Annotated in this window: 1 protein-coding gene; it reads left to right on the top strand. The window is 58.1% G+C overall.

Features of this window, described 5'->3' with window-relative positions:
- Nucleotides 1–530, top strand: a 530-nt coding sequence (locus tag IB245_RS28925; RefSeq protein ID WP_318652989.1) for a Na+/H+ antiporter NhaC family protein, incomplete at both ends; no start/stop codon positions are given.

Genomic DNA, 530 nt, shown 5'->3' with positions numbered 1-530 from the left:
CTCTGGTGCCGGTCATTCTGATGGCGATGCGTGCCGTGGCGGAGATGGTCCTGCCAAAAGGTCACGCGTTCCTGGCGGTTGCGGAATTCCTGGGTGACCCGGTGATGGCAACGCTGATTGCGGTACTGATCGCAATGTTCACCTTCGGTCTGAACCGCGGTCGTTCAATGGATCAGATCAACGACACGCTGACCTCTTCCATCAAAATCATTGCCATGATGCTCCTGATCATCGGCGGTGGCGGTGCGTTTAAGCAGGTTCTGGTCGACAGCGGCGTGGACAAATACATCGCTGCCATGATGCATGAAACCAACGTGTCGCCGCTCCTGATGGCCTGGTCTATCGCTGCCGTGCTGCGTATTGCGCTGGGTTCTGCGACCGTTGCGGCGATCACCGCAGGCGGTATCGTTGCCCCGCTGATTGCGACCACGGGCGTAAGCCCTGAGCTGATGGTTATCGCGGTCGGTTCCGGTAGCGTGATTTTCTCTCACGTGAACGATCCGGGCTTCTGGCTGTTCAAGGAGTACTTC

It is taken from the genome of Pseudomonas sp. PDM02 (assembly GCF_014852285.1).
Lineage (GTDB): Bacteria > Pseudomonadota > Gammaproteobacteria > Pseudomonadales > Pseudomonadaceae > Aquipseudomonas > Aquipseudomonas migulae.
The sequence above is the reverse complement of the archived record's forward strand: the minus strand, read 5'-3'. Positions and strand labels throughout refer to the sequence as shown.